General features: G+C 70.6%; 16 protein-coding genes. 7 read left to right on the top strand and 9 right to left on the bottom strand.

Translation table 11 applies throughout. From position 1 onward, the window contains the following. Positions 1-23: 23 nt before the first annotated feature. The 4 genes from ACFP1K_RS20735 to ACFP1K_RS20720 form a co-directional block, all read right to left on the bottom strand. A complete protein-coding gene (locus ACFP1K_RS20735) occupies positions 24-1,406 on the bottom strand; it encodes a ricin-type beta-trefoil lectin domain protein (RefSeq protein WP_380755753.1) in 1,383 nt (460 codons plus the stop codon). A 512-nt stretch (positions 1,407-1,918) separates the two neighbouring features. Further along, positions 1,919-3,943 carry an acyltransferase family protein gene (locus ACFP1K_RS20730; protein ID WP_380755751.1) on the bottom strand — a complete coding sequence of 675 codons (2,025 nt, stop codon included), beginning with the start codon at positions 3,941-3,943 and terminating at the stop codon, positions 1,919-1,921. 235 nt (positions 3,944-4,178) lie between these two features. Then, positions 4,179-5,162 carry an endonuclease/exonuclease/phosphatase family protein gene (locus ACFP1K_RS20725; RefSeq protein ID WP_380755749.1) on the bottom strand — a complete coding sequence of 328 codons (984 nt, stop codon included), beginning with the start codon at positions 5,160-5,162 and terminating at the stop codon, positions 4,179-4,181. Next, on the bottom strand, positions 5,159-5,854 hold the full coding sequence (locus ACFP1K_RS20720; protein WP_380755747.1) for a M15 family metallopeptidase: 696 nt from the start codon (positions 5,852-5,854) through the stop codon (positions 5,159-5,161). Before ACFP1K_RS20720 ends, ACFP1K_RS20725 begins: the two co-directional genes overlap by 4 nt. Positions 5,855-5,941: 87 nt before the next feature. Here ACFP1K_RS20720 and ACFP1K_RS20715 point away from each other — a divergent pair, with 87 nt between their 5' ends. From ACFP1K_RS20715 to ACFP1K_RS20700, 4 genes are all read left to right on the top strand, one after another. Next, positions 5,942-6,637: a response regulator transcription factor gene (locus tag ACFP1K_RS20715; protein WP_380755745.1), complete on the top strand. Its 696-nt coding sequence runs from the start codon at positions 5,942-5,944 to the stop codon at positions 6,635-6,637. After that, on the top strand, positions 6,630-7,718 hold the full coding sequence (locus ACFP1K_RS20710; protein WP_380755743.1) for a sensor histidine kinase: 1,089 nt from the start codon (positions 6,630-6,632) through the stop codon (positions 7,716-7,718). Before ACFP1K_RS20715 ends, ACFP1K_RS20710 begins: the two co-directional genes overlap by 8 nt. 347 nt (positions 7,719-8,065) lie before the next feature. Next, the gene (locus ACFP1K_RS20705; RefSeq protein WP_380755741.1) at positions 8,066-15,409 is read left to right on the top strand and encodes a LamG-like jellyroll fold domain-containing protein; all 7,344 of its coding nucleotides are present in this window, start codon (positions 8,066-8,068) and stop codon (positions 15,407-15,409) included. Between the two features lie 52 nt (positions 15,410-15,461). Continuing rightward, on the top strand, positions 15,462-16,586 hold the full coding sequence (locus ACFP1K_RS20700) for a serine hydrolase domain-containing protein (RefSeq protein ID WP_380755739.1): 1,125 nt from the start codon (positions 15,462-15,464) through the stop codon (positions 16,584-16,586). A gap of 92 nt (positions 16,587-16,678) precedes the next feature. On the opposite strand, the gene ACFP1K_RS20695 is transcribed toward ACFP1K_RS20700, so the two are convergent. Next, positions 16,679-17,323, bottom strand: a complete 645-nt coding sequence (locus tag ACFP1K_RS20695) for a TetR/AcrR family transcriptional regulator (RefSeq protein ID WP_380755737.1) — start codon at positions 17,321-17,323, stop codon at positions 16,679-16,681. A gap of 121 nt (positions 17,324-17,444) precedes the next feature. On the opposite strand from ACFP1K_RS20695, the gene ACFP1K_RS20690 reads away from it, so the two are divergent. Beyond that, entirely contained in the window at positions 17,445-18,461 is a 1,017-nt protein-coding gene (locus tag ACFP1K_RS20690; RefSeq protein ID WP_380755795.1) for a hypothetical protein, read from the top strand. 38 nt (positions 18,462-18,499) lie between these two features. Here the strand turns inward: ACFP1K_RS20690 and ACFP1K_RS20685 are convergent, their stop codons facing one another. Both ACFP1K_RS20685 and ACFP1K_RS20680 read right to left on the bottom strand, forming a co-directional pair. Then, a complete protein-coding gene (locus ACFP1K_RS20685; RefSeq protein WP_380755735.1) occupies positions 18,500-21,175 on the bottom strand; it encodes an HAD-IC family P-type ATPase in 2,676 nt (891 codons plus the stop codon). Positions 21,176-21,211: 36 nt separating this feature from the next. Then, positions 21,212-21,628 (bottom strand): STAS domain-containing protein, encoded by a 417-nt coding sequence (locus tag ACFP1K_RS20680; protein WP_380755733.1) that lies wholly within the window; start codon positions 21,626-21,628, stop codon positions 21,212-21,214. A gap of 413 nt (positions 21,629-22,041) precedes the next feature. On the opposite strand from ACFP1K_RS20680, the gene ACFP1K_RS20675 reads away from it, so the two are divergent. Continuing rightward, positions 22,042-22,815 (top strand): SigB/SigF/SigG family RNA polymerase sigma factor, encoded by a 774-nt coding sequence (locus tag ACFP1K_RS20675; protein WP_380755731.1) that lies wholly within the window; start codon positions 22,042-22,044, stop codon positions 22,813-22,815. A 26-nt stretch (positions 22,816-22,841) separates the two neighbouring features. On the opposite strand, the gene ACFP1K_RS20670 is transcribed toward ACFP1K_RS20675, so the two are convergent. Continuing rightward, positions 22,842-23,201: a MerR family transcriptional regulator gene (locus tag ACFP1K_RS20670; protein WP_380755729.1), complete on the bottom strand. Its 360-nt coding sequence runs from the start codon at positions 23,199-23,201 to the stop codon at positions 22,842-22,844. A gap of 11 nt (positions 23,202-23,212) precedes the next feature. Beyond that, positions 23,213-24,151: a zinc-binding dehydrogenase gene (locus ACFP1K_RS20665; RefSeq protein WP_380755727.1), complete on the bottom strand. Its 939-nt coding sequence runs from the start codon at positions 24,149-24,151 to the stop codon at positions 23,213-23,215. A gap of 159 nt (positions 24,152-24,310) precedes the next feature. On the opposite strand from ACFP1K_RS20665, the gene ACFP1K_RS20660 reads away from it, so the two are divergent. Next, positions 24,311-25,237: an NADP-dependent oxidoreductase gene (locus ACFP1K_RS20660; RefSeq protein ID WP_380755724.1), complete on the top strand. Its 927-nt coding sequence runs from the start codon at positions 24,311-24,313 to the stop codon at positions 25,235-25,237. The last annotated feature ends 15 nt before the right edge of the window (positions 25,238-25,252 follow it).

The raw sequence follows: 25,252 nt of genomic DNA, 5'->3' as shown, positions 1-25,252 counted from the left end.
GTCTGCCGTCGGCTAGTGGGTGGTCAGGCCCTGGTCCATCTCTGGGTGGCCTGGCCGTTGCACGTGGCGACGGTCACGGTGGAGCTGTTGCCTGTGCCGGTGGCGTTGAGGCAGAGGTTGCCGGCGCCGCTGGTCACGGTGCCGTTGGAGTTGAAGGTCCACTGCTGGTTGCTGTTGGTGTGGCAGTCCCACAGCTGCACGCGGGTGCCGGAGCCGGCGTTCGTGGGGGAGTCCAGGCACTTGCCGAGGGTCTGGAGTCTGCCGGAGGCGTAGCTGAAGAGCTGGTTGGGGTTGGTGTGGCAGTCGTAGATCTGCAACAGGGTGCCGTTGGCGCTGGCGCTGTTGGGGGAGTCGACGCAGCGCCCGGCGCCCTCGTTGCGCAGGCGGAAGCTGGTCGTGGAGGTCGGCGTGACCGTCGGGGTCACGGTCGGGGTGACCGTGGGGGTCACCGTGGGGGTGACCGTGGGGCTGGGGGTCGTGGTGCTCCCGAACTGGGAGATGAACTTCCACACCTCGGCCTTGGTCCAGGTGTTGGCGCCGTTCTCGGTGTAGGTGCCGTCCACCGGGGCGGGGGTGTGGCCGTTGTCGAACGCGGCCCAGACGACGGGGTAGCCGGCGCGGCATCCGGAGTAGGCGGTGACGATGTGGGCCCGGCTGCCGGAGCCCGGCTCGGGCGGGTTCTGCGCGGTGCAGCCGTTGTTACGCACGAACGTGTCCCGCAGTGTGCGTCCTTGCGAGATGTTGAGGACGCTGTCGGTGATGCCGTGCAGTCCCATGTAGGCGATGGGCTGGGTGCCGCCGCTGCATCCGCTGAGCTGCGCGCCGGAGAAGACGGCGACCGCGCGGAAGACGGTGGCGCGGCTGCACGCCAGGGAGAAGCTCATGCCGCCGCCGTAGCTGAATCCCATGGCGAAGCGCAGTGAGGTGTCGACGCAGAGGTCGGCCTCGACCTGGCGCATGATGTCGTCGATGAAGACGACGTCCTCGCCGCCGGAGTTGGCCCAGCCGTTGTTGAAGCCCTGCGGCGAGACGAAGATCGCGGTGTTGTTGGACAGCTGCCGCTGGCCGTAGTAGGCCCAGGAGGCGCCGCTGCTCCCGCCTGTGTCGACGTCGTTCATGTTGCCGTTCAGCCAGTGGAGGCCGAAGATGAGGCGGTAGGGGTTGTTGTTGTTGTAGTTGGCGGGAATCCGCAGGATGTAGGTGCGGTTCTTGCCGCTGGTGGTGATGTTCCGCGTTCCGCTGGTCAGCGTCGGGGTCTTTCCGCATCCCGCGGTTCCCGCGAGCATGGCGGCGGAGCCTGAGGTTCCCGCGCTGCTGCTGCCGCTGCTCATCGCCGCGTGGCCTGTCACCAGGACGACGGCCGCCGCGAGCGCCACGGCCGCGAAAACGGACCTATGCTTCAACATTTGTGATTCCCTTTGGCCGTGCGGACCGGGCCGGTGATAAAGACATGTTCTGCGTCCTCTCCATCGGCGGCATCGAATGCCCGGGCTGGGAAACCGGAATTGATGTGTGAGCGCTAACAGTCACCAGGGCTTATCGGTATGCCACTTGCGCGCTGTATGGGGGGTGGTGCAAGGGAGCAAATACGACCCCCCTGGGAATGTCAAGCAGCTTGATAAATGCCCCCGGGCGCGGGGCCCGCGGGGCGTGCCCGTCGGCGTGCTGGCCAGGGAAGGTAGGTGCCCGGTCCCGATGCACAGCGATGAAACTTTCGTTGTGAACAGGTCGGCCGCGTGCCGGGTGGCGGGCGGCGGCCTCCCGGTTATGATCATGGAACGCGGCTGTGACGTGCTATCGCGTCCCGTCCTAAATTTTTTGCGGAATTCCGATAATTTTCAGCCGGGCCCGGTCATTCCGGGGTCGCGTGGGTGGGGGATCGCCGGGCTCACACCCTGGACCGCGGGCAGCCCTGCGGTCACCGCGGCAGAGGTGCTCGGAGGGGCGGGAGGAGGGTGGCCAGGATGGGGGCGAGGATTTCGGCGTACTGCTCGGTCATGTGGCTGTCGTCGCGGTAGATGAGGGTGTCCCTGACGACCGGCGGGCAGAGTCCCGTCGCGGAGCACAGCCAGTGCGTCGGGTCGATCGGTGTCGCGCCCGTGTCCCCGGCGGCCTCGGCGACCGCGTCCCGGCGGCTCTGGTCTTCGATGGCGCCGGGCAGGTGGTTGGCGCAGCGAGCGAGCCGCGACGGGTTGGCGGCCACGCACTCCGGCGCGTCCCCCTTGGGCCAGGGCGTGTCCATCACCACGACCGGCCTCGCCCCGCTGGCGGCGACCGCGCGGAAGGTCTCACGGAAGCCCGTGACCCACGCCTTGTGCGGGTCCTTGGTCTTCACCGCGAGCGTTCCGTCGTCCGACGACGACATGACCACCATCGCCGGACGCAGCTCGGCGATCCGCGTGAGCGCCTTCTTCCGCCACCGGTCGCACGAGGTGTAGGGGCGGCTGCTCCTGATGGTCGTGACCGCGGCGACCTTGCACCAGGCCTTGGTCAGTGAGACGAGCCTCCAGTGCCTCTGCAGGGCGAGCTTCTCCAGGGCCGGGAACCACTGAGCGGCGTGGGAGTCGCCGAACAGCACCACGGAGGTGCGTGAGCGGAGATCTCCGTACACGCAGGGAGGACTCCAGTCGCTGTCGTAGCCCAGGTGGCACCCGTCCCGGTACACCGGGGACTCGGTGGACCGCACCTCGGCGAGCGCCGGTTTCAGGTTGGCGGGCAGCTCCGACGGGGGCTCGGCCAGAGCGGCCTGGAGGTCGGCCGCCGGGTCGGTGGAGACGGACAGGCGGGCGCCGAGGTCGGGTGCGGGCCGTCCGGCGGCGATCTGCTGGGGGACGGCGATCGCGAGCAGGCAGAGCACGACCGTCCCCCCGGACAGCGCGGCGCCCAGGCCGACCCCCCGGCCGGGACGGCCACGCAACCCTCGGTGGAACCGCAGCGGATTCTCGACGGCGAGCAGAGTGGCCGCCGCGACCACCAGGCTGAGGCCGCTCAGCGCGAGGTGGAGCGGCACGGACGGCGCGAGGCCCAGGGCCTTCGGGCCGATCACGATGAAGGGCCAGTGCCACAGGTACCAGGCGTAGGAGAGGCCACCGGCCCAGACCAGCGGCGCGCGGCCCAGCACCAGCCCGGCGTTCCACCGGCTCGCCACGGCCCCGCCCGCGATGACCGTCATGGAGCCCAGCACCGGCAGCAGCGCGAGGTGGCCGGGGTAGGCCGTGGTCGTGTCGAACAGCAGGGCCGGCAGCACGACGCCGGCGAGACCCGTCCAGCTCATCGGCACGGCGAGCCGGGCCGGGATCCGGCGTATCGGGACCAGCGCGAGGAGCGCTCCGCAGCCCAGCTCCCAGGCCCGCGTGTGGGAGCCGAAGTAGGCCCAGGGCGCGGACCTCCCGGTTTCGGTGACGCTCAGGGCGAACGACGCTCCGCACAGCACCAGCGACAGGCCCACCAGGTACGCGCGGCTCCGGGCCGCCCGCCACGTGATCAGGATCAGCAGGGGCCACAGCAGGTAGAACTGCTCCTCCACCGCCAGCGACCAGAAATGCTGGAACGGCGACGGCGGGCCGGCCTGCGCCAGATAGTCGGTGCCGGTGATCGCCAGCCGGAGGTTGACCGCGTAGAACGCGCTGCTCAGCCCGTCCCAGGCGTACTCGGGGAACCGCACGGGCGACAGCCACACCCGGGACGCGAGGAGGGTGGTGAGAAGTACGAGGGTGGACGCCGGCAGCAGCCGCAGCGCGCGCCGGGCGTAGAACCCGCCGATCGAGATCCGGCCGGTCCTCGTCAGCTCCCTGGACAGCAGGGAAGTGATCAGGAACCCGGAGATCACGAAGAAGACGTCGACACCGACGTATCCACCCGCCAGCAGCGGGACACCGCAGTGACTCAGCACCACCAGGCCGACCGCGACGGCCCGCAGGCCCTCGATGTCGGCACGCTTCACGTTCACCTCCGCCGCGGAGGCCTCATCGACTCGTACCAAGGCGTGGCGGGGGGGCATCTGGGAGGTACCTCTCCAGGTCGGTCAGCGGCGCGAGCCTTCCACGGACCCGATCCGTGTCGTTGCCAGGAGTAGGGGGACTGCCCGTGCCGAACGTCCGGCCAGGTGCGCGCAGGTGAACGTTGGCTGAACGCACTCCAGCAAGCCGGCCCGGACCCCGCGGGACAGAGGCCGGTGTTCACCAGCTGATTCCGGCCGCCACCGGAAGGTGGTCGCTGCCGGTGGCCGGCAGTACCCACGAGCTCTCCAGCTTCACGCCGCGGACCAGGATCTCGTCGGCCCGCACCACGGGGAAGGACGCCGGCCAGGTGAAGCCGAAACCGTTTCCGGCCGTCTCCTGGGCCGGGCGCATCCGCGAGGTGATGCCGGCGAACGCGCGGTCGTTCATGGTGCCGTTCAGGTCGCCGAGCAACACCACCCGCTTGTTCTTCTCGGCGGCGATGGCCGTGCCGAGCGCCTGCACGCCTATGTTCCGCGAGGCCGTCCAGAAGCCCGCCGCGGGATTCACCCGTACCGACCCCAGGTGGGCCACATAGGCCGCCAGTGGCCCGTGGTCCGTGGCCACCGTGGTGCGCAGCGCCCGGTTCGGGGCCAGCTTCTTGTCCGCCGGTATGGTCTCCGCCAGTGACCCGGCGTTCATGATGTCGATCGGCCGGGTGTCCGCCAGCGGCAGCTTGCTCCACAGCCCGACCGTGCCCACCTTCGTGTGGTACGGGTAGGTCTTCGCCAGTTCCCTCTCGTACGTGCCCGTGCTCTGCGGGGTCAGCTCCTCCAGCGCCAGCACGTCCGCCCCGGAGGCGGCCAGGTCGCGGGCGGTGCCGGCGGGGTCGGCGTTGGCGGCGCCGACGTTGTGGCCGGCCACGGTGAGGTCGGCACCCGGGTGGGACTTGTCGATGAGCTGCCCGCCGAAGAGGTACACCCATGCCACGACCGGCAGCAGCAGCGCGGCCACCGCGGAGGCGGAGCGGCGCCACAGCGCCCCGGCCAGCAGCACCGGAACGCCCAGGCCGGTCCACGGCAGGAAGGTCTCCACCAGGCTGCCGAGGTTCCCGGGCCGGTTCGGGATCTTCGAGTGCAGCAGCATGAGCAGGCTTAGCAGCAGGGCCTGCACCGCGAGCACCAGGCCACGCCTTGGCGCATGTCCCCGCGTACCGCCCGTCACTTCCGCATCCTAGGGTCCTCGGTGGGGTCGGCGTACATGCGCGGGCAGCCGTGATCGATCGCTTCGGGGCGCAGTTCGTAGTGCCAGGTTTCGTTCAGGTAGATCTGGCACAGCCCGTACTCGGCCCCGTGTCCCGACAGCCACACCGTGGCAGCGGAATGCCCGATGTCGACCGCCTCTCCTTTCACGTGAAGCGAGGTCGCCGCGGTCGCCACCCATCGGGCGGCCTCTTTCTCGGAGCCGTACTTGGAGACCGCTTCGCGAAGAAGCTGATTCTGGTACGCCGGGGAACGCCAGCCGCTGTTGACGTAGAAATCGATGCCTTCATTCGCGGCGTCCGTCGCGGCCCGGCGGAGCGCTTCGCGGAGGTCGGGATCGAGGTTGGCCACGGCCGGAATCGCGTCGTCGAAAACCGTGACACCGCCGGGGACGACACCGTCGGCCTCGCCGGGCGGACCACGGTGTTCACGGCGAGGGATTTTCGCACCGGGCGAACCACGTCGCGCGATGCGAGGAACATCCGAGGGCGATACGCTGGGGAAAGACCACGACGGGGCCGATGAGGGCGAGGAATTCCGCGACCGGCAGCAAATGACCACGCTGATCATCGCGATGACGAATATCAGGCCGACGCCGAGAATCCAGTAAATCTTGTGGGACGCTTTTCGCGTCGCGGCCGGTATGTGCGACATACCGCAAGTGAAGGCGGCGTGAGGTTGCCGGCCCGTATGGAATTTTCAATACGCCGACGATACGCGCCGCCCCGTAGCATCGTTCGTATGCGTGTGTTGATCGTCGAGGACGAACCCTTTCTCGCGGATGCCATCCGCTCCGGCCTGCGCCTGGAGGCGATCGCGTCCGACATCGCGGGCGACGGTGACACCGCTCTGGAATTACTGAGCGTCAACGCCTACGACATCGCCGTCCTCGACCGCGACATCCCCGGGCCGTCCGGTGACGAGATCGCCGAACGCGTCGTCGCCTCCGGCAGTGGCATGCCGATCCTCATGCTCACCGCTGCCGACCGGCTCGACGACAAGGCCTCCGGGTTCGAGCTCGGCGCCGACGACTACCTCACCAAGCCTTTCGAGCTCCGGGAGCTCGTCCTCAGGCTCCGAGCACTCGACCGCAGACGTGCCCACAACAGGCCGCCCGTGCGAGAGATCGCCGGTCTGCGGCTGGACCCGTTCCGCAGAGAGGTCTACCGGGACGGCCGCTATGTCGCGCTGACCAGGAAGCAGTTCGCCGTGCTCGAAGTCCTCGTCGCCGCCGAAGGCGGTGTCGTCAGCGCCGAAGAACTCCTGGAGCGGGCGTGGGACGAGAACGCCGACCCGTTCACCAACGCCGTGCGCATCACGGTCTCGGCACTGCGCAAGCGTCTCGGCGAGCCCTGGATCATCGCCACCGTCCCCGGCGCCGGCTACCGCATCGACACGCGACCAGAGGCCGGGCACGAGGGAGGAGACCGTGAATAGGGCGCCCGGGCCGAGCGTCCGCCTCAGGCTCACCGCCAGCTACGCCGGGTTCCTCATGCTCGCCGGTGCCCTGCTGCTCGCGGCGGTGTGGATCTTCATCCTGCGCCACCTGCCCCCCTACACGAGTGTCAGCGGGGGAGTGCTGGTCCGCTCGACCCTCCTGCACGACTTCGCGTCGGCCGCCGGCGCGGTGCTGTTCTTCCTGCTGATGTTCGGCCTCGTCGGAGGGTGGATCCTCGCCGGCCGGATGCTCGCCCCGCTGACCCGCATCACCGACGCCACCCGCATGGCCACCAACGGGTCGTTCTCCCACCGGATCCGGCTACCGGGCCGCAGGGACGAGTTCCGCGACCTCGCCGACGACTTCGACGGCATGCTGGAACGGCTCGAAGCGCACGTCGCCGAACAGCGGAGATTCGCGGCCAACGCCTCGCACGAGCTGCGCACCCCGCTGGCGATCTCCAAGGCACTGCTCGACGTGGCCCGCACCGATCCGGACCGCGACACCGGAGAAGTCATCGACCGCCTCCACGCCGTCAACACCCGGGCGATCGACCTCACCGAAGCACTGCTCCTGCTCAGCCGCGCCGACCAGCGGTCCTTCACCCGGGAACACGTCGACCTGTCCCTCCTGGCGGAAGAGGCCGCAGAAACCCTCCTCCCGCTGGCGGAGAAGCGCGGCGTCACCATCGAGACCTCCGGTGACATCACCCCCGCCATCGGATCGCCACCGCTCCTGCTGCAGCTCACCATGAACCTCGTGCAGAACGCGATCGTCCACAACCTGCCTGAACGGGGCACCGTGTGGGTGAACACCGGCGTCTGCCCCAAGACCGTCGTGCTCACCGTCGAGAACACCGGCGACAAGCTCACCCCACAGCTGATGTCGACGCTCACCGAACCATTCCAGCGCGGCACCGAGCGCATACACACCGACCACGCAGGCGTCGGCCTCGGCCTGGCGATCGTCAAAACCATCACCCAGGCACACCACGGCACACTCACCCTCACCCCGCGCTCCGCCGGCGGGATCCGCGTCACCGTGGAACTACCCGCACCGGTCCCGCGCACCGGCAGGTGAGGAATCAGGTCAGCTCGATGTGCCCCGGATCCCGTGCGGCACCTCGGTTCACTCCTCCCACCGCGACTCGCCACACGTGCGCGCATCATCAAACGCCAGGCGCGCACAGGCAAAGACATAATCCCGAAATCTCCTGATGCTGGAGGCAACGCTCGCGAGGACTGGCTCGGGGGAGCGGTCGTAGCGGGCGACCCACCGCGCCGGACATGACTTCGAATCATCGAGGCTCACGCGGTAGACCAGACGGGGGAGTTTCGATGCCAAGGCTTCTGTTTCGCGTGTTCCCCATCCGCCTCGGCCGACGATCGCGGTGGACTCGCGTCGTCTGTTCGGCCATGGCGGTGGTCATGGCCCTCACTCTGGCCGCGGTCCCGTGGCCCCCGGCGCAGGCGGCGGCCGCCGCGTCGCCGCGGGCGGCCCAGGGGCGGGACGCGCAGGGACAGGCGGCCCGGAAGCCGGGCGAGTGCCCATCCGAGCGGGCCGACGCGGTTTCGGCCGCCGTGGCGGCGCGGCTGTGCGGCGGCCGGGTGGAGATCGCCGACCGGCGCACCGAGACCACCCAGGTGTTCGCCAACCCGGACGGCACCGTGACCCAGGAGCAGTCGCTGGCGCCGGTGCGGGTGAAGCGCGGTGACGCGTGGGTTCCCGTCGACCTCACCTTGCAGCGCCAGGCCGACGGGACGGTGGCACCGAAGGCGCACCCGCGGGGCCTGCGCCTCTCCGGGGGGACGATCGGCCCCGGCGAGCACGAGGTGGTCTGGCTCGGCGAGGGCGACACGCGTACCAGCGTCTCGTGGACCGGCCCGCTTCCCGACCCGGTGCTGTCGGGGCGGGTCGCCACCTACCCCGACGTGATGCCCGGCGTGGACCTGGTGCTGGAGGCCCATGCCACTGGTTACCAGCAGTACTTCGTGGCGAAAGACAGGGCCGCCCTGTCCCGGGTGCGCGAGCTCTCGCTGCCGATCCGGACCGGCCGGCTGACCGCGGCCCCGGACGGCATGGGCGGAATGGTCTTCAAGGACAAGTCGGGGGAGACGGTGTCCCGCGCGCAGACACCGGCGATGTGGGACGCCGAGGTCTCACCGCAGACGCTGGAACACCGCAACCGGGGCCAGGTCGGCCTGACCACCGTGCCGCGGGGAGCCGGGCGGGCGACGATGACGCTGACCCCGGACGCCGCCTTCCTGGACCGTGCGGACCTGCGGTACCCCGTCACCATCGACCCGCCGTCGTCGGTTCCGGTGGCGTTCGACACCTTCGTGCAGACCGGATACACCTCCGACCAGTCGGGGACGGGCGACCTGAAGCTCGGCTACTCCGATGACGGCGGGACGTTCGTGGCGCGGTCCTACCTGCGGTTCGACACCACAGGCGTCTGGAACACGCAGATCATCGGAGCCCAGTTACGCCTGTGGAACTACCACTCGTGGTCCTGCGTCGCCACGAGCTGGGAGGCGTGGCGCACGGATCGGGTCGACGCCTCGGTCCGGATCGGCAGCCAGCCGGTGGCCAGGGAGAAGATCGGTACGTCGACGCAGACGAAGGGGTACAGCTCCACCTGCAACGACGGCTGGGTGCTCATCGACGTGGGCAAGGCGCTGCAAAGCGCGGCGAGCTCGCGCTGGAACGACGTGAGCGTGATGCTGCGTGGCACCAGCGAGACGAACCACCTGTCCTGGAAGCGGTTCCACTCCGCCGAAGGCGCCAACCCGCCGTCGGTGTCCATCACCTACAACGCCGCGCCCGCCGCGCCGTCGGCGATCTCGGTGGCGCCGTGCTACGCCGCCTGCGAGGCGGACGCGTTGACCTCGGCGACCCGGCCGACGCTGTCGGCCAAGCTGATCGACGGCAACGCGGGCCAGGCCCTGCAGGCCGAGTTCGAGGTGCGCGACAAGGCCACCGGCACCGCGGTCGCCGCTTCCGGCCTGCGGTCCGGCAGCCCGGCATGGTCCAACGGTGCGACCGCGTCGTGGCAGCTGACCACCGATCTGAGCAACGCGGCCACGTACCAGTGGCGGGTCAGGGCGAAGGACCCGCACAGCTACGGCCCGTGGACCGGGTGGGCGGACCTGACCGTCGACACCGGGCAGCCAGGCGTGCCGTTCGTGTCCGCGCCCATCTACAAGGACGACGGCCAGCCGCATGGCGGCGCCGGCCAAGCGGACACGTTCACCTTCACCGCCGCCTCGGGCACGACCGACCTGGCCGGGTTCATCTACAAGCTCGACACCGACAGCGACACGACGACGGTGGCCGCGACCGGAACCGCCGCCGTGACGCTCCGGCCTCGGGACGGGCAGCGCACCCTGACCGTGCAGGCGAAGGACCGCGCGGGCAACCTGTCGGAGCCGAACCTCTACATCTTCTCGGCGGGCAACGCGGCGCTCGCCCAGCCACTGCCGGGCGCGAACGTGGTCAAACGCGCCAAGCTGCAGATCACCACGCCGGTGACCGGCTACACCCGGGCGTACTTCGAATATCGTCGCGGCCCGGGTGCCCCCGCACGGCCGGTTCCCTCCGCGAACCTCACCTCGGCCGGTGGCGCGCCGATCACCGCCACGGCCGCGAGCCCGGTGCCGTTCACCACGCTCGGCGGGCACGCCGTCTGGAACGCCGCCGACACCCTCGGGCAGGTCGGCGGTGTGGTCGAGGTGCGCGCGCGGATCTACACCGCGTCCTCGGCCACGCCGGTCTACGACACGCCGTGGGTGCGGATCACCGTGGACACCGGCGGTGACCGCGGCGCCGACGAGGAGATCGGCCCCGGGATGGTCAACCTGCTCACCGGCGATCACGGCCTGTCCGCGACCGATGTGGACGAGATGGGGTTGTCGGTGACCCGGACGGCCTCCTCCCGCGGCACGTCCGCCGGCTACCTGCCGATGCCGGAGCGGCTGACCGCCAACCAGCAGCAGGTCTCCACCGACCTCACCGGGTTCACCGTGGCGTCGTCGTCCTCGGCCGCGCGCTCCACGGCGTACGGCCAGGGCGAGGAGACCCCGGTCGACTCGCTGGAGATCACGCCGGTGACCACGACCAGCAACGACACCTACGTCGCGGTGGGTGGCGACAGCGGCGCGCTGCGGCTCGGCATGCAGGCCGGCCGCACGTACCGGATGACCGGCTGGATCTACGTGCCGGCGGGCACCGGGCTGGCGCCGGCGTATGCCGCGCGCGGTCTGCGCGTCGTCGGCTTCTACCGGGTGGGCGGCACCTACCACGAGGTGGCGTCGCCGATGGCCGGGTTCACCGAGGGCTGGCAGGAGTTGTCGGCCGACATGACCGTGCCGGCGGGCGCGACCGAGGCCTTCTTCCGCCTCTACAACGGCGCGCAGGGCGGCTCGGGGAAGAAGGTCTACTGGGACAACCTGTCGTTCACCGAGATGGTCGCGCCCTTCGGCCCGGTCTGGTCCACCGGGATCGCCGGGGGACCGGCCTCGGCCACCTACACGACGCTGACCTTCCCGGAGCCGTCGGTCGCGCAGGTGAACACCATCGACGGCGGCTGGATCACCTTCTCCCGCAACGCGGACGGCTCGACGTTCACCCCGGAACCGGGGGTGGAGGAGCTGACGCTCACGCGGACCGGCACCGGCACGTATCGGCTGACCGACACCGACGGGACGGTGTCGGAGTTCACGCAGCAGGGCGGCGTGTGGGCGGTCGCCTCCACCTGGGCGGCGACCGGGGACTCCACCACGCGCTACGCCTACGACACCTCGGGCGGGCGGATGCTGCTCAAGCGGGTGGTCAACCCGGCCCAGCCGGGTGTGGACGACGCCGGCAGGTGCTCGGGGACCACGCTGCCGCGCGGCTGCCAGGTGCTGGAGTACGTCTACGCGCCGTCCACCGCGCCGGGCCTGAGTGACACCACGTTCGGCGACTACGCGGACCGGGTCGTCGCGGTGAAGTTGTGGACCTGGGACCCCGCGGCGTCCGCCACCACCGCCGTGGAGGTGGCCCGGTACGCGTACGACCACCTGGGCAGGCTGCGCGAGGTCTGGGATCCGCGCGTCAGCCCGGTCCTGAAGACGGGCTACGAGTACGACGCCGCCGGACGGGTCGGCAAGCTGACCCCGGCGGGTGAGCTCCCGTGGATGTTCGACCACGGCAACCCGGACGTCGACTCGGCCGCGCTGCGCTGGGACCTGGACGCCGGCTCCGGCACCTCGGCCGCGGACTCGTCCGGCGGCGGCCGGGCCGGCACCATCGCCTCGGGTGTGGGCTGGGGCCAGGGCAACGACCCGGACCGGGCCGACGACCGGGCGCTCACCTTCGGCGCCGCGTCCGGGGCCGAGGTCCGGGTGGCCGGCACGCCGCTGTCCAACACCGCGGCCTACACCGTCTCCGCCTGGGCCCGGTTGACGGACAAGTCGGTCAACCGGACGATCGTCTCCAAGGACGGCTCGTCCACCAGCGGGTTCTTCCTCAACTACGTGGCCGCGACCGACCGGTGGTCGTTCTCCCGGGTCACCGCGGACAGCGAGAGCTCGACCGCGGTGCGGGCCACCTCGAACGTCGCGCCCACGCTCGGCCAGTGGACCCACATCGCCGGCGTCCACGACCCGGCCACCGGCAAGATGACCCTCTACGTCAACGGGGTGGCGCAGTCCACCACCGCGGCCACCGGCGGCTGGAACGCGTCCGGCAATTACGTCATCGGCCGGGCGAAGTGGGCGGGTGCCGCCGCGAACCTCTGGCACGGCGGCATCGACGACGTCCGGATCTACGGGCGGGCGCTCACCGCGGACCAGATCGCCGACCTGGCAGGCGACGAGCACCCCGGCAAGCTCCTGCGGATCCGCCGCGCCGCGCTGCAGCCCGGCTCGAAGACCGTCACCAGCGGGGAGGTCGCCACCAATCTGGTCTACAACACGCCTCTGACCAGGGCGGCGGGCGGGCCGTACGACCTGAACGCCACCGCCGCGGCCGCCTGGGGCCAGTCCGACGTGCCGACCGAAGCCGTCGCCGTCTTCGGGCCGGAGGACACCCCCGGACGCAACAGCGCGACCGGCTCGGTACCCGGCACCGCCGGGTACCGGTACGCGACCGTCTACTACCTGAACCCGCACGGTCAGGCGGTCAACGTGGCAAGCCCGGGCGGATACATCGACACCCAGGAGTACGACAGGTTCGGCAACGTGGTCCGGACCCTGGAGGCCACCGACCGGTCACTGGCGCTCGGCCTGCTGCCCTCCGCGAGCACCTACCTCGCCGAGCTCGGCCTGCTGGACTCGGACACCGCCAGCCGCGCGTACGCGCTGTCGACGGCGAACACCTACAGCAGCGACGGCGTGGACCTGCTGGAGGCGGTCGGCCCGACGGTGACGATGGTGATGGAACGCGCGGTCCCGGATCCCGACGGCGCCGGGCGGCTGATTGGCGTCGCGGCCGGATCCACCGTGATCGGACGGCCGAGCATGGCCATGACCTACGACGAGGACAAACCCGATGGAGCCCGGTACCACCTGGTCACGAAACAGACCCAGGGGGCCCGGATCGACGGCTACCCGGCGGTGGACCTGCGGGTCGTCGCGACGGGGTACGCCGCCGAGCACGGCGGGGTGTCGGGCTGGGTGCTGCGGAGACCGACCAAGACCGTCAACGACGCCGGCGGAGAGAACCACACCTCCTACCGGGTCTACGACGACGCCGGCCGGGTGGTGAGGACTCTGGGCATCGGCGCCGACGGCGCGGACGCCCGTACCCTCGTGGTCGCCTACTACACGGCCGGATCCAACTCCGCGGACACCGCCTGCGGCAACCGGCCCGAGTGGGCCGGGCAGGTCTGCTCGACCAGGGCCGCGGGAGAGGTCACCGGCCACGATCCGGCACGGATGACCGATGACCTCCCGGTGCGCCGGGTCACCGCCTACAACCGCTACCTGGACGAGGCGGAGGTCACCGAGACCGCCGCCGGCAAGACCAGGACCACGACAACGACGTACGACGCGGCCGCGCGGGTCACCGGCAGGGCCGTCACCTCGGATCTCGGGACGGCCGTCCCCGCGACGACCGCGACCTACGACGCCGCCAACGGCCGGGTCGCCCGCAGCGCCGCGGACGGCGCCGCCGTCATCCGGGAGTACGACTCCCTGGGCCGGCTGGTGAGCTACACCGACGCCGACGGCGCCGCCACGGTGACCGAGTTCGACCGGTTCGGCAAGAAGATCAAGGTGACCGACCCGACCGGTTCCGGCACCTTCGCCTACGACCGTGCGGCCGAGCCGCGCGGGATGGTGACCGGCTACACCGACAGCGTCGCGGGCACGTTCACCGCCGCGTACTCACCGGACGGGCAACTGGTCAAGCTCACCTACCCGGGTGGCCTGACCCGCACCGACCAGCTCGACGCCAACCTCCAGCCGGTGTCGCGCACGTACACCCGGGACAGCGACGGAGCGGTCGTCTTCGCCGAGTCGGTGGTCAAGAACAGCGCCGGCCAGTGGATCTCCCACGAGTACACCGGTGGCAGCAAGCGCTACTCCTACGATCGCGTCGGCAGGCTGACCGCCGTGGCGGCCGACAGCGCCATCACCGCCGGCTGCGTCACCCGGACGTACGCCTATGACGCGCGATCCAACCGGACCGCCAGGTCGCTCTTCCAGCCGGCCGCGGACGGCTCCTGTGACACGGAGGACGCCGACGCGTCGGAAACCTATGCCTACGACTCCGCCGACCGGCTGACCAGGGACGGATACGTCTACAACGCGTTCGGCCGGACGACTCAGACGCCGGACGGCCAGTCCAACGGCTACTTCGCCAACGACCTCGTCCAGAGTCAGGAATCCGGCGACGCGCGGCAGACCTGGACGCTGGACCCGCTGCACCGGCTCCGGTCGTCGCAGGTGCGGACTCAGGTGGACGGCGCCTGGACGGACTCGTCGGTGAAGGTCAACCACTACGGTGACGACACCGACGCGCCGAACTGGATCAGCGAGGACGGCTCCGGCGCCCGCACCCGCATCGTCACCGGACCGGACGACGATCTGGTGGCGGTCGCGTCCGCCGACGGTGGTGTGCGGCTGCAGCTGACGAACCTGCACGGCGACGTGGCCGCGACCATCGACGGTGGACTGAGCGAGCCGGAACTCTACGACTACGAGGAGTTCGGCGAGCCGGCCGGCGGGCAGTCCGGCCAGCGGTACGGCTGGCTCGGCGGCAAGCAGCGATCGGGCGAGGCGATGGGCGGCCACATCCTGATGGGTGTCCGCCTGTACTCGCCGGACCTCGGGCGGTTCCTGCAGTCCGACCCGATGGTGGACGGCAGCTGCAACGCGTACGAGTACACCTGCGCCGACCCGGTCAACAAGATCGACCTCGACGGCAGGGCGATACCGGCGATCATCCTGGCGATCGTGGCCGCGGCCCGGCTGGCCTGGACGGCATGCCGCGTCAGCAAGAAGTGGTGCCTGCGCGCGCTGAAATGGGTCGGGCAGAAGGTCGTCAAGTACATCGGGCGAGCCATCGCGTGGATCATCGGTGTGGTGTCCCGCTTGGCCCGGTACTCCCGGATCAAGAACGGCCTCAACTGTGGCGAGGCTTTCGGCACGATGTTCTCCAACGCCCTGGGGCAATGGTCGAGCGCCAAGGGTTATCCAGGCGGGGCCAGGATCCTCGGCTGGATAGGTGGTTTCATCTACGGCTATGCGCGTAACGTCCGATGCTCCGCCAAGACCAAGTACTCGTGACGCGGAACGTGCGGCCCGGCCGGCCGCGCGGCGGATCACCTGGGTGGTGCTGGTGCTGTCGCTTCTGGCACTGCCCGGGTGCGCCGAGCCGGCATCCCCGAAGCCGCCGGCGACGGCGGCGGCCAGGACGGTGACCGTCGACTGCGATCGGATCGCAGGGAACGGCCGGACGTTCTACGAGAGCAATCCGACGTACACGGATCCCCGGGACCAGGCCGCGGACTGGTCACCGGCCGCGCCGGAGGAGCAGGGGATGGATTCCACCATGGTGCGTACGGGGCTGGCCGAGCTCGGGAGCAACGCGTCGTTGCTCAGCGTGCTGGTCATCCGGCACGACCGCCTCGTGGCCGAGCGGTATTACCACGGTAGTGGCGCACAGCAGAGCAACAACGTCCACTCGGCGTCGAAGAGTATCTTGCAGGCGCTGGTCCACATCGCCGTCGAGAAGGGCTACATCGGAAGCCTGGACGACCCGGTGGCCGACCATCTGCCGGAGTACTTCGGCGCCGCGTCGCCGGACAAGAAAAAGATCACTATCCGACACATGCTGACCATGACGTCGGGCCTCGACTGGGCGGAGGATTCGACCGAAAGACAGGTCGAGAAGTCGTCGAACTGGGTCCAGGCGATCGTCGCCCGTCCACTGGTGTCCGTCCCCGGCACGACGCACAACTACAGCACCGGCAACACCCACGTCGTCTCGGCCGTACTGCAGAAGGCCACCGGCATGAGCACCTGCCGGTTCGCCCACCGGTACCTGTTCGCCCCGATGGGCATCACGGCCGAGCACTGGGGCCGTGACCCGCAAGGCGTCTTCTCCGGCGGCCACAGCCTCTACCTGACCCCACGAGAGATGGCCAAGTTCGGCCTGCTCTACCTGCACGACGGCAACTGGGCCGGCCGCCCGCTGGTGCCCCACAGCGCGGTGCGCGCGGCCCAGGCCAAGACCACACAGGTCGGCAGATTCGCCTACACCGAGGGCTGGTGGGCGCACACCGTCTCCGGCCGCCCGATGTACTTGGCCTGGGGATACGGCGGGCAGTTCGTCTACGTAATCCCCAGCGCGGACATCGTGCTCGTGACCAGCGAGAACACCAGCAACAACCACCTCAACAAGGAGATCGACCCAGGGGCTTTCATTCGCGACCACCTGCTGCCCTCAATAACCGGCCCCTGATCTCGTTGCCTCCGCGCGTGGCCGAGACGGGAAGGGCACCTACTCCGGTGTCGTGTCCCGCAGAGTTCGGATCGCGTCTCGCAGGACGGAGATCAAGTCGCGCGTCGCGAGCGTGTCGCGGCCGCGTCGAGTGCCGGTACGAGCGGCGTCAACGCGGCCCGGAGGAGGTCCGGCAGCGACCCGGACGGTACGACGAAACCGGGTAGCGACGGCATCGCGGTCGTGGATCGCAGCCACTGCCGGAGCGCCACCTTGGCGGCGGCGCCGACGCAGGCGGACAGCACCTGGGCGGTCAGGTGCTCGATGCCCGGGCAGCGGTCGGTGATGGCCTCGGTGAGCGGGGTCTCGATCGTGGTGACGGTGTCGACGTAGCAGGCGCGCAGAGCGGAGCTGGAGGCGATCATCAGTAGCGCGTCGCGCGGGTGGTCGCCCGGATCGGTGTACAGCCCCACGACGGCGTCGATGACGGCGTCGCCGAGGCCGACCTCGGCCGGGCGGGCGGCCACGGCCGCCGCGACGTGCGCCGCACGGTCCGCGGCGATGGCGGCGACGATCGCCTGTTCACGGCTGGAGAAGTAGTTGTTGTAGGTCCTCGGCGAGACTCCGGCCGCCTCGGCGATGTCCTCGACGCGGACGTTCCCGGGGCCGCGCTCCAGCGCGAGACGCAGCGCCGCCGCCTGCAGTGCCTCTCTGGTGGCCTGCTTTTTCCGTTCACGAAGGCTCGATGGGCCGGTCACGGTTCCCACCCTGCCACAGGGATGCGTGGACGCAAAATTGCGTGCACGCAATATTCTGGCTACTGTCGCCGCGTACCCGCTCGATCACGTGACCGGAAGGACTGACATGCGAGCCAAGGGCATGGCCTACGACACCGGCTTCGTCAGTGATGGCGTCAACTCGCTGGAACACTTCGACCACGCGGTGGTCCGGCGCGAGCTGACCATCATCCGAGACGACCTGCACTGCAACGCCGTCCACGTCGTCGGTGGCGACCCGCGGCGCCTGGAGTTCGCCGCCCGCGCCGCCACCGAGCTCGGACTGGAGGTGTGGTTCTCGCCGTACCCGCTGGACCTGGAGCCCGGCCAGATCCTCGCCCTGCTCCTGGACTGCGCCGAACGGGCCGAGCGGCTGCGTGCGGCGGGAGCCGAGGTCGTGTTCGTCGCCGGCGTCGAAATGAGCGTCATGAACCGGGGATTCGTCGACGGCGACCGTATAGACGAACGCCTCGGCCGCCTGCTGGCCGGCCCGGACGGCCGCGCCGGGCGAATCGCCGAGGTCCGCTCCCGCCTCGACCGATTCCTGCGCACCGCCGTGGCGGCGATCCGCGAACGCTTCCACGGAAAGGTCACCTACGCCGCGATCCCGTTCGAAGGCGTCGACTGGGACCTGTTCGACTTCGTCACCCTCGAACTCATCCGATCCGCCGAGGTCGCCGAGCAGTTCCGCGACGGCGTACGCACTCTCGTCGCTCAACCAAAGCCGGTCGCCGTCACCGGCTTCGGCACCGCGACCTGGCGCGGTGCCGGCGACGTCGCACCGCGCAGCATGGAGATCCTCGAATACGATCCCGCCACCCGCGCACCGCTGCGCCTTAACGGACTGTACGAGCGCGACGAGGCAGGCCAGGCGGCGTACCTCCGCGAGCTGCTCGACATCTTCGACAGCGAAGGCGTGGACAGCGCCTTCGTGTACCTCTTCGCGCTCTACGGCTTCCCCCACCGCCCCGACGGCGACCCCCGCGACGACCTCGACCTCGCCAGCCTCGGAATCGTCAAGGTCCTCGACGGCCGCACCGGCGACACCTACCCCGACATGCCCTGGGAGCCGAAGGCCGCCTTCACCACGATCGCCGAGCACTACGCCCGCCAGGCATAGCCCAGCACCGGCAGGTCCCGGCGAGCCGGTCGGCCGGATCACTCCTTGTCGCCGCCGCGGGCGGCCCTGCTCCTGGTGAGGTGTGCCCACTTGGTGAACTCGACGATCGCATACGAGATCACGGCCACCGCGCAGACGCGGATCCAGGCGGTGGCGTCCAGGGGAGCGGATCGGAACAGGGCGTTCATGAAGGGGGCGTAGGTGTACAGGAGCTGGAGGGCGATCATCGCGACGGCGCCGGCGGCCACCCACGGGTTGCGGCGGATGCCGGTCCACAGCAGGGGGCGGTCCAGTGACAGGCAGTTGAACAGGTAGGTCAGCAGGGTCAGCGCGAAGACGTTGACGACGACGGTGCGGGCGACGGCCACGGAGGCGCCGTTCGCCTGTTCCCAGTGGAAGAGGCCGAACGCGGCACCGAGCAGGACGGCCGACACCAGCAGCACGCGTCCGGTGAGGGCGCGTGACAGCAGGGGAGCGGAAGGCGCGCGCGGCGGGCGGCGCATGATGCCCGGTTCCGCGGGCTCGACCGCGAACGGCAGGCCGAGGACCAGGACGGCGGTCATGTTCAGCCAGAGCACCTGGACGGGCAGGATCGGCAGTTCCCCGCCACCGGCGATGGCCGCCATGAGCAGCAGGCCGAGGCCGAGGTTGGCCGGCAGGGCCCAGAGGATGAACTTCACCAGGTTGTCGAAGACGCCTCGCCCCTCCCTGACGGCGGCCTCGATGGAGGTGAAGCGGTCGTCGGTGAGGACCATGTCGGAGGATTCCTTGGCCACCTCGGTGCCCTTTCCCATGGCCACACCGATGTCGGCCTGTTTGAGCGCGGGCGCGTCGTTGACGCCGTCGCCGGTCATGGCGATGACGTGGTCCCGGCTCTGCAGGGCCCGGATCAGGCGCAGCTTCTGCTCGGGGGAGACGCGGGCGAACACGGTGGTGCGCTCGGCGACGTCGGGGAGCTCCTCGTCGGGGCGCTCGTCCAGCTCGGCACCGGTCATGGCCGGCCCGTCCAGGCCGAGCCGCGCGCCGATGGCCCGCGCGGTCGTGGCGTGGTCACCGGTGATCATTTTGACCTGGATGCCGGCGGTGTGGCAGGCGGCGACCGCGCGGGCGGCGTCGCCACGCGGAGGGTCGTGCATCGCCTGCAGGCCGAGGAAGGTCATCCGGGGAAGCTCGGTGATCGTCTGGAGGCCGGGGCCGACCTCCGCGCGGGCGAACGCCAGGACACGCAACGCCCGCGAGCCGAGGTCCAGCGCCGCGGCGGTCGCCTCCCGGCGGTCGAGCGGTTCGACGGCGCCGCCGGGTCCCACCTGCTCGTCGCACATGCCGAGGACCTGTTCGATCGAGCCTTTGACGTAGAGGACGCCTCCCGGGTGCAGGGTGGCCATGTATCGCAGCTCGGAGGAGAACGGAACCGTGTCGATCCGGGCGGGGACGTCCAGCCCGGCCTTGCCGCCGGCGGCCAGCAGCGCGCCTTCGGTGGGGTCGCCCGCCACGTCCCACCGCCCGCCGGCCGAGGTCAGGCGCGCGTCGTTGCAGGCGATCCCGCAGAGCAGGCACTCACGCAGCGCCGGATGCTCCGACGGACGGACGGGGACGCCGCCCGCCAGGAACTCGCCGGTCGGCGCGTAGCCGGTGCCGCGCACCTCGTACTCCCGGCCGCCCGCGGTGACGGCGGTGACGGTCATCTGGTTCTCGGTGAGTGTGCCGGTCTTGTCGGTGCAGATGATGGTGGTGCTGCCGAGGGTCTCCACCGCGGGAAGGCGCCGGACGATGGCACCGCGGCGGGCCATCCGGCTCACGCCGAACGCCAGCGTGATCGTGACGACGGCGGGCAGCCCCTCGGGGATGGCGCCGACGGCCAGTGCCACGGCGGCGGTCACCATGGCGGCCACGGGCTGGCCGCGCAGCACACCGATGAGGAAGGTGAGCGCCGCCAGGACGAGGACGATCACGGTGATCAGGTGGCTGAAGCGCGTCATCTTGCGGGTCAGCGGGGTCGCCACCGCCGTGGTCCGGCCGACCAGCCGGTGGATCAGCCCGATCTCGGTGGCCGCGCCGGTGGCGGTGACCACGGTCCGTCCGGTCCCGTACGTCACCAGTGTGCCGGAGTAGGCCATGCCAGTGCGGTCGGCGAGCGCGGCGTCGGGGCGGGCGCCGGTCTCCTTGGACACCGCCAGGGACTCGCCGGTGAGCGCGGACTCGTCGACCCGCAGGTCCGCGGTCTCGATCAGGCGCAGGTCGGCCGGGATCTTGTCTCCGGCCTCCAGCAGCACCAGGTCGCCGGGTACCAGTTCGGTGGAGGGGACCCGGCGGCGTGAGCCGTCGCGCACCATGGTGGCGAAGGTACGGGTCATCGCGGCCAGCGCGGCGAGGGCGTTCTCGGCCCGGGACTCCTGAGCGAAGCCCACGACGGCGTTGACGACGACCACGCCGAGGATGACCGCGGCGTCCACGTGCCCGCCGAGCAGCGCCGTGATCAGCGCCGCGGCCAGCAGCACGTAGATCAGCGGGTTGTGGAACTGGAGCAGGAACCGGACGATCGGCCCTTGTCCCTTGCCCACGGGGAGCGTGTTGGGGCCGTGCCGGGCCAGCCGTCCGGCCGCTTCGGCCGAGGTCAGTCCCGTTTCGGCGTCGCCGCCCAGGCCGTCGACGACCTCGGCGGCGGGCCGGGCGTGCGGGGCGTCCAGGCCCGGCGTACCGGTGTCCGTTTCCATGGTCACTCTTCCTTCGCCGGTCACCGCCGTACGCGGCTAGAAGTGGTCCCAGGGCGGATCAGGCCAGGGGGACGGCGGTGCGTGCAGGCGAAGCCCGGGCGTCCTGTGCCAGCCGGTGAAGTAGAGCAGGCGTCGTACGTGCCAGGGCGCCGACCGCAACGTCAGGACGCGGCCGTCGGGCAGGCCGGCGGTGGTGACCAGGGCACGCAGGCCGCCGACGTCGGTGAACGTCAGGCCGCTCAGGTCGACGCTGAAATCGCCGCCGCCGATCGAGGCCAGCGCCCGGGTCAGGACGGGCAGGGTGGCACAGTCGAGCTCACCCTCGATCCGCAGGCCCGCACGATCAGGGAGCGGTGTGACAAGCAGGGGGCAGCGGGCTGCTGTGCGGGGGATCAGCGCGATGACAGGTGCGAGGACGGGACCAGGGATCCCAGGTGTGCCGGTGGTGTTCATGCCTGCTCCTCCGGGGGTGCGGGACACGATGGCCGCAGGGCCGGCGGCGGGAACGCGGTGGGATGGTGGCCGGCGTGAGTGGTGCGGTGCGGTGACCCGATCATCCAGCGGATCCGGCGGAGTGGAAAGCGCCAATCCCGACCGGGCTTATCACCGCAGGTGATCACCGGATGGATCAGTCCGCCGCCCGCGTCCCGTGATGCGGACGCGGCGCGCTGATCGGTTCTACAGATGGATCCTTCCTCGATCGCTTCTTTCCGCCTCCGTACGCACGAGTGTTCACTTGGTGGCGAAAGAGTTCGAGCGCCGGCGCCGGCGATCGTTTCGACCGGTCCGGAAGACCGGTCCCGCGCAGACATCGATGCTCGGCGGCTTCGTGGCCACCGAGGTGCCCACGTCTCGCTAGGAAACAGATGGCCGTCCTGGACACTTCCCTGGAACAGATGACCGCCGAAGAGCTCCTGATCGAAATGGCCCGGCCGCAGACCTCGCAACCGCACAAGGTCCTGCTGCGCGAGCGGCTGGTGGAGATCCACGCCTGGATGGCCGACTCCCTCGCGCGCCGGTACCGCAACCGGGGCGAACCGATTGAAGACCTTATGCAGGCCGCCTATGTCGGCATGGTCAAGGCCATCAATGGCTTCGACGCCGGCCGCGGGCACGAGTTCCGCCGCTACGCGTCCGTCACCATGGTGGGCGAGATCAAACGGCATTTCCGGGACCGCACGTGGGCCATCAAGGTTCCCCGCGTGCACCAGGAACGCCGGTCGCAGCTGTCCCTGGTGTCCGCCGACCTCAGCCAGAGCCTTGGCCGCTCGCCGACCGTCGCCGAACTGGCGGCCGAGATGGGCCTGTCGCAGGAAGATGTCCTGCTGACGATGGACGCGTCGGCCGCCTACAGCGCCTTGTCGCTGGACGCCCCCATCGACATCCGCGACGGCCACCGCGCCAGCCTGGCCGACGTCCTGCCCTGCGACGACGAGTCAATGGAGACCGTCCTCGGCAGGCAGTCCGTCAAGCCGCTCATCGAGGCCCTGCCGGCGCGCGACAAGCAGATCCTGCTGCTGCGCTTCTACGGCAACCAGACCCAGGCGGAGATCGCCGCCGAGATCGGACTCTCCCAGACGCAGGTCTCCCGCATCCTGCGCAACGTCCTCGGGCAGCTACGCAGGGCACTGGAGGACTGACCGCGCCGTCCCGGACCATCCGGGCCCTATCGCGCCAGGCGTTCCGCGAGCCGGGCACGGATCTTCGTGGCGGCGGCGATGCGTTCGTCGAGGGCGGCCAGCCGCGCGCGGGCCTTCTCCAGCGCGAGGTGGCACATCGGGCCGCCGGGCCGGGTGAAGTCGGCGGGCACCTCACTGTCCAGCAGGTCGACGAAGGCTTGCACGTCGGTGAGGGTGAAGCCGAGGTCGAGCAGCTCCCGGATGTGGCGCACGCGCCGCACGGCGCGCTCGTCGTAGTCGCGGTATCCGGCCGGGGAGCGCCGGGGCTCCAGCAGGCCGTGCTGTTGGTACCAGCGCAGCGCCCGCGGGGTGGTGCCCGCGGCACGCGCGGCTTCTGCGATCCGCATGTCCACCATGGTCACACGCGGACGACCAGGCCGCCGACGTAGCGTCCGGCCAGCAGGTCGATCAGTGCCCGGGGCGCGTCGTCCAGGCCGTCGATCTCCGTGTACGGCTCGCGCAGCCCCAGCTTGTACCACTCCTCGTGCAGGTCGGGATGGTCGGCGGCGGTGAAGCCGCGCAGGGTGACGCGCTTGCCGATCAGTGTCATCAGGTCGAGTTCCACGGCGGCCGGGTCACCGCCGAGCTGGTGGGCCAGCGCTCCGCACAGCGCGATCCGGGCCCCCGGCCTGGCCAGCTCGACGGCCTCGCGCAGCTGGTGGCCGCCGACGGTGTCGAGCACCGCGTCCACTCCGTCCGGCGCCACGTCGGCCGGGCCGCCGGTGTGCCGATCGTAGAGGGCGTCGTAGCCGAGGTGGCCGGCGCGGCCGGGGGAGCCGGTACCACCCACCACCCGGGCCGCGCCGAGCAGCCGCGCGATGGGGGCGGCGATGCCACCCACCGCGCCTGCCGCGCCCGTCACCAGGACCGTGTCGCCGTGCCGTACCTCCGCCGCGGCACGCAGGCCGACATACGTGGTCAGGCCCTGCCCCAGGTGGCGCATCGCCTCCTCGGCGCAGGAGACCGGATCGATCCTGCGGTAGGCGTCGACGGCGGCGTGTTCCCGCCAGCCCAGGCCGTGCCGCACCCAGTCGCCGGGGGCCAGATCGGGATCGGTCGAGGCGACCACCTCGCCCACCGCGGGCCCGTACATGACCTCGCCCACCTGGTAAGGCGGCATGGGCCCGGCGGAACCGCTGATGAGCGTGCGCATGGCGGCGGTGACGGCCATCCACCGGTTGCGCACCACCACCGGGCCGCTGACCGGGGACCGGGTCAGCCGGAACACGCCGGGCGTGACCGGCAGGCCGGTGGGAACGTGAGCGGCGAGGCGGACCTCGCGCGAGTCGAAAGCCATGCGCCGATCGTCGACCTTGACGCGGACGTCAAGGTCAAGCCCAGTGTGACCCCGATGCCGCTTCAGGTTAGCGGGACGGCCTGACGTCCACTCCGTGACCGGCTCTCAATACAGTGATCGAGAATGTGAAATGCCTTTTCGAGCTGATTGAGGACGACGATGCCGAAGGCGTATGTGTTCGGGGCCAACGGCGGCCCTGAGGTGGAGGAGTTCGTCGAGTTGCCGCGGCCGGTGGCCTTGGCCGGGCAGGTGCTGATCGCGGTGCGGGCGGCGGGGGTGAACCCGGTCGACTGGAAACGGCGGGTGGGGCATCGTCCGCCGGGGACGCCGCCGCCCCCGTTGCCCGCGGTCTTCGGCAACGAGGCGGCCGGGGTGGTCGTCGAGGTGGGTCCCGGAGTGACGGAGTTCCAGGCCGGGGACGAGGTCTTCGGCAACCCTCTGACCGGCGGGTACGCCGAGTACACGCTCCTGCCGGAGGAGGTCACCGCGCACAAGCCGCCGCGGTTGTCGTTCGTGGACGCGGCGACCCTGCCGGTGGCGGCGGCCACCGCGTACGACGGCGTGCACCAGCTCGCGCTCCCGGCGGGGGCGACGTTGCTCATCACGGGCGCGGGCGGCGGCGTGGGGGTCGCCGCCGCCCAGATCGCCCGGCACGCGGGCCTGAACGTCATCGGCACGGCGTCCCCCGCCAAACGCGAGTTCGTCGAGTCGCTCGGGGTCGTCCACGTTCCGTACGGGCCGGGGGCTCGGGAGCGGATCAGGGAGATCGCGCCGGACGGCGTGGACGCGGTGTTCGACCTGGTCGGCGGCGACGCGCTGACGCAGGCCGCCGAGGTGGTCAAGGACCGGCGCAAGCTGATCACCGCCGCCGACCGTGCCGCGGTGGCGCTCCTCGGCGGGGAGCCCGTGGCGCGCAAACGCGACCGCGACGTGCTGGACGCCGTCGCGTCGCTGACCGTGCGGGGTGTCCTGCGGCCGTTCGTGACCGCCACCTACCCGCTGGAGGAGGCGCCCGCCGCGCTCCGCGCCGTCGAGGAAGGGCACGCCCGCGGCAAGATCGTGATCGAGGTGACCCCCGGCGGGTGACCGCGGCCGGCGCGC

The sequence above is a fragment of the Sphaerisporangium aureirubrum genome (assembly GCF_042658925.1).
GTDB lineage: Bacteria > Actinomycetota > Actinomycetes > Streptosporangiales > Streptosporangiaceae > Sphaerisporangium > Sphaerisporangium aureirubrum.
This window is presented reverse-complemented; position numbering and strand designations above follow the sequence as displayed.

Excerpts from the sequence above, each read along its gene's own strand:
- ACFP1K_RS20735 (WP_380755753.1), bottom strand. The coding sequence starts at position 1,406 with ATGTTGAAGCATAGGTCCGTTTTCGCGGCCGTGGCGCTCGCGGCGGCC.
- ACFP1K_RS20720 (WP_380755747.1), bottom strand. The coding sequence starts at position 5,854 with ATGTCGCACATACCGGCCGCGACGCGAAAAGCGTCCCACAAGATTTAC.
- ACFP1K_RS20715 (WP_380755745.1), top strand. The coding sequence starts at position 5,942 with ATGCGTGTGTTGATCGTCGAGGACGAACCCTTTCTCGCGGATGCCATC.
- ACFP1K_RS20705 (WP_380755741.1), top strand. The coding sequence starts at position 8,066 with ATGGCCCTCACTCTGGCCGCGGTCCCGTGGCCCCCGGCGCAGGCGGCG.
- ACFP1K_RS20690 (WP_380755795.1), top strand. The coding sequence starts at position 17,445 with ATGGCCTACGACACCGGCTTCGTCAGTGATGGCGTCAACTCGCTGGAA.
- ACFP1K_RS20685 (WP_380755735.1), bottom strand. The coding sequence starts at position 21,175 with ATGGAAACGGACACCGGTACGCCGGGCCTGGACGCCCCGCACGCCCGG.
- ACFP1K_RS20680 (WP_380755733.1), bottom strand. The coding sequence starts at position 21,628 with ATGAACACCACCGGCACACCTGGGATCCCTGGTCCCGTCCTCGCACCT.
- ACFP1K_RS20675 (WP_380755731.1), top strand. The coding sequence starts at position 22,042 with ATGGCCGTCCTGGACACTTCCCTGGAACAGATGACCGCCGAAGAGCTC.
- ACFP1K_RS20670 (WP_380755729.1), bottom strand. The coding sequence starts at position 23,201 with ATGCGGATCGCAGAAGCCGCGCGTGCCGCGGGCACCACCCCGCGGGCG.
- ACFP1K_RS20665 (WP_380755727.1), bottom strand. The coding sequence starts at position 24,151 with ATGGCTTTCGACTCGCGCGAGGTCCGCCTCGCCGCTCACGTTCCCACC.
- ACFP1K_RS20660 (WP_380755724.1), top strand. The coding sequence starts at position 24,311 with ATGCCGAAGGCGTATGTGTTCGGGGCCAACGGCGGCCCTGAGGTGGAG.